The sequence below is a fragment of the uncultured Nostoc sp. genome (assembly GCF_964245575.1).
Classification (GTDB): Bacteria; Cyanobacteriota; Cyanobacteriia; order Cyanobacteriales; family Nostocaceae; genus Nostoc.
This window is the reverse complement of sequence record NZ_CAXTNP010000475.1, coordinates 1-3,509: the sequence shown is the minus strand read 5'-3', so window position 1 is coordinate 3,509 and position 3,509 is coordinate 1. Positions and strand designations below refer to the sequence as shown.

At 38.9% G+C, this 3,509-nt stretch carries 6 protein-coding genes; 3 read left to right on the top strand and 3 right to left on the bottom strand.

Features of this window, described 5'->3' with window-relative positions; genetic code table 11:
• Nucleotides 1-87: 87 nt before the first annotated feature.
• Nucleotides 88-417: a XisI protein gene (locus tag ACFFAP_RS37150; protein WP_375515895.1), complete on the top strand. Its 330-nt coding sequence runs from the start codon at nucleotides 88-90 to the stop codon at nucleotides 415-417.
• Nucleotides 418-554: 137 nt separating this feature from the next.
• Here ACFFAP_RS37150 and ACFFAP_RS37145 read toward each other — a convergent pair whose 3' ends face one another.
• Nucleotides 555-920, bottom strand: coding sequence for a helix-turn-helix domain-containing protein (locus ACFFAP_RS37145; RefSeq protein ID WP_375515894.1), 366 nt, complete (start codon nucleotides 918-920; stop codon nucleotides 555-557).
• 3 nt (nucleotides 921-923) lie between these two features.
• Between ACFFAP_RS37145 and ACFFAP_RS37140 the strand changes: the two genes are divergently transcribed.
• Both ACFFAP_RS37140 and ACFFAP_RS37135 read left to right on the top strand, forming a co-directional pair.
• On the top strand, nucleotides 924-1,091 hold the full coding sequence (locus ACFFAP_RS37140) for an element excision factor XisH family protein (protein ID WP_375515896.1): 168 nt from the start codon (nucleotides 924-926) through the stop codon (nucleotides 1,089-1,091).
• Nucleotides 1,079-1,414: a XisI protein gene (locus ACFFAP_RS37135; protein ID WP_375515893.1), complete on the top strand. Its 336-nt coding sequence runs from the start codon at nucleotides 1,079-1,081 to the stop codon at nucleotides 1,412-1,414. Before ACFFAP_RS37140 ends, ACFFAP_RS37135 begins: the two co-directional genes overlap by 13 nt.
• Nucleotides 1,415-1,494: 80 nt before the next feature.
• Here the strand turns inward: ACFFAP_RS37135 and ACFFAP_RS37130 are convergent, their stop codons facing one another.
• Both ACFFAP_RS37130 and ACFFAP_RS37125 read right to left on the bottom strand, forming a co-directional pair.
• Nucleotides 1,495-2,763 carry a bifunctional sterol desaturase/short chain dehydrogenase gene (locus ACFFAP_RS37130; RefSeq protein ID WP_375515892.1) on the bottom strand — a complete coding sequence of 423 codons (1,269 nt, stop codon included), beginning with the start codon at nucleotides 2,761-2,763 and terminating at the stop codon, nucleotides 1,495-1,497.
• Nucleotides 2,764-2,952: 189 nt separating this feature from the next.
• Nucleotides 2,953-3,393: a hypothetical protein gene (locus ACFFAP_RS37125; RefSeq protein ID WP_375515891.1), complete on the bottom strand. Its 441-nt coding sequence runs from the start codon at nucleotides 3,391-3,393 to the stop codon at nucleotides 2,953-2,955.
• Nucleotides 3,394-3,509: the final 116 nt, after the last annotated feature.

The following is a 3,509-nucleotide window of genomic DNA, read 5'->3' as shown; positions in this document are numbered from 1 at the left end:
ACGTTCCTCCGTATTATCTCGTAACCTTTTTCAGAAATCAAATATGATTCCTATAATATTTGAAAGTCTTAAACAGGAGATTGTTTTATGGAAGGAATAAATTATCCTGAATTAGTCAAAACTGTATTAGGAAGACATACAGAAAATCATTTACCTGAAGAAACAGAAAAAAAGTTAATTTTTGATTGTGAACGAAATAGCTATTTAGTAGTTCATCTAAGTTGGGAAGGTGAAAAACGGACTTATGGTTCAGTGATTCATGTTGATATTAAGGATGGAAAAATTTGGATTCAAAGAGATTTGACTGAGGAAGGTGTTGCTAATGAATTAGTAGAGTTAGGAGTACCAAAAACGGATATTGTTTTAGGTTTTAGATCACCTCATGTGAGACAGTTTACTGGTTTTGCATCAGTTTAAATTTTTTGCATTCTATCCCGACTGAAGTTGAAGGTTGGTCAGAATGACAAAACGTTAAATTATGACCGTGGAAAGTATAGTTGATTTTTTGGGGATAGACTTTTGGCTTATCCCTTTTTTTGTTTTGGGGATATAAATTACTCCTTTTCTATCCCTATCTCAGTATCGAGGTCTGAATCAGCAGACGAATCCTTCGCAGTTTTAATCGTCTTGCGTATTTGATCTAGCTGGTCTTTAGAAACCCAATCGCTGACAGGAGTAACTCGATATTCATCTGTCCGTCCTGTCCGTTTCGTTTGCGTAACCAAATTAGCTTTGATAAGAACTTTTATTGCCTGCTGTGCCTTACGCATACTCATTTTGCAAATCTCTGCTGTCTTGCGAAGACTGGCAAAACAGACTCCTTCAGGTTTACCCCCTGTTCTACGAACTATATGAGCATATAAGCGAAATTCGTATGAGTCTAAGCCATATTCATCCAATACATTATGGATAGATGCCACTGAATTCTCACTCGCTTAGAACCTGACCGCCGCTTGTCTCTGGCTATTCGTCAAGAAACCTACTCAGAACTATTTCAAGAACGAATTGGTAAAATCTTATTAGAAAATCAACGCCTTTGTTTACTTGTCTTCGACTCAAAACGAGAGGTGGTACTGCAATGGATACCTTAGATAATTATCGCCAAATCATTCAAAAAATATTAACCGAATACGTCCAACTCCCCTACGCTTACGGAGAACTAGAAAGACAACTAATTATAGACCAAACCGCCAACCATTACCTGCTACTAACATTAGGCTGGGAAAATAATCAAGGGGTGCATGGTTGCTTAATCCATCTTGATATTATCAACTGCAAAATCTGGATTCAAAGAGACGGTACAGAATACGGTATAGCCAACGAACTGGTTAACGCTGGTATTCCTAAAAATCAAATTGTTCTCGCCTTTCAACCAGCCGATATCAGACAGTATACCGAATTTGCAGTTACTTAACGGGGGGCTACGCCTACGCAAAACTACATGCACTCAGGGGCAATTCATGAATTGCCCCTACCTGAAAATTAGGGTTTTAGCTATTGTTTGCGTAAATCCTGTTCACTTTTCGCTGTTCGGCTGAAGACTCGATAGTATAGCGAGGTACTAGTTTCTTTTAAGGGGAACAGCAGATAAGTAAGAGGATTTATTGCCACAATGATATTTCGGAAGTCTCGTCGGGCGAAAAATAAGATAGCACGAGCAACTTGCTGTGCAGACATCACTCCATAAGGATTAAGTTGACTCTTAAATGGCCCAAGAATTAACTTGCGAATGACACAATCCCCGTCCAAACGCTTGAGGGTAACAATATCTCCTAGCGATCGCTTGCTGAGTTCATAAAGCGGACTCAGTGCTGGAGAAACCTCAGCCTCAGAAGTATTCACCCAGATTTCCTTGGTTGCTTTTGCTTGTGGCCCTGTTACAGTTGTCAAAAATATATCCATCAACCGCAATGCTGAAAAGGTATTCACCTCATAAGAAGAGTTAATAGCCTCTGAGGTGCGGCTGGCGTAGACATTGATTCCGTGGTTGATAATTAAAATATCTACTTTCTCTAAACTATTTCTCAGTTCGGCTTCATTACCTAACTGCCAAGGAACCACCTTCACCCCAACTTGCTCTACTAATTTTTCTGGATTAGTGGTTAACGCCACAACTTTAGCATTATTCTTTACAAGTTCAGCCGCTAATGCTTGTCCCAACGCTCCTGATGCTCCGGTTAAAGCGATGGTTTTACCCTTGAGAGACAGCCCTGTACCAAGAATTTTATCCACTAGAGGAAAGACACCACTGTAATAAGCGTTGACATCATCAAAATGATGCCGCCAATGATAAGACCGATTCACCCACCAAATGGATGGTATTGTCTCTAAAGGGCCGGGTAGGTGGTTGTAGTCTGTATCAATTTTTCCCTGAAAATACCGCACAGAGGCGCCATACAAGAAAGTGCAACCATAAGCTACTCCCAGCCATAACCCCATTTGCTGGACAATTAAGGCAATGACTACCAATACCATTAACAGTAGACTCGACTCTAAAATGTCGTGATAGAGTTGGGATTCTTGGTAAACTTTCAGGGAAACTATTGATAAATCGCGGCGATAGGCCATGTGGTGCTTATTGTGCCATTTAGCAAGCCAATTGACTTGGTGACACAAAGCATGATAGCTGTCTCTCAACACCTCAGCGAGTAAAAGTGAAAAAACTCCCCAACTAACAAACTGCAAGCTGGCATTTAACCAAACCCAATTAATTTGCAATATTGTCTCAATTCCAATCAAGTTTTCAGCTAGCATTTTTATCATGTTTGTCTATACTCGTTTTTCTTAATCATTCTTCATGATCCGATAAAGGTGCATTCAGGTCGAGTCTAGAGCAAATAAAAATCAAAGAAAGTAGGGAATGGGGGATGGAGAATAGGAAATGGGAGATGGAGAATAGGAAATGGGGGATGAGGGAGAAATCAATTCAAAATTCAAGAACTTCTGCCTTCTTCAAATAGCCCTTTGCCGCAGATGTTGCCCATTAAGTCCTCGCTTAATCCAACTCAGACATTCATATTCAGATTGGAATAATTTTGGAGCTGCAATATTATTCAATAACTCTGGTGGATAATGATCATAAAAATATTTGTCTCCTTCTTGGGAAATAATTATCAAATTGTTTTGGTAAATGTAGCGAGATTTAAAATTATCTCTGTGACTAATCAACTCTGAATTTTGATCAATATGTTCTTTAGCAATATCAACGATATTACTAACGCTACTTCCATAGATTCCTGCTGGATTTTCTGCTTTATGAAATTGGCTTTTGTGCCCAAACTCCGATAGCAATTTATACGAATAAATATCGTAATTATCTACTTTCCCAAAAACAAATGGAATGATGAGATATCCTTTGTATGACACTGAATTTTCATAAAGAAGACGACTCATCTCAACCTCCTTTGGTGTATGCTTAAATCAAATTCATATTATAGCAAGGAACTGGGGACTAGGGACTGGGTGAAAAGTCTTTTTGTGTCTAAGTTTTATCATCTGTTGATGTCCTA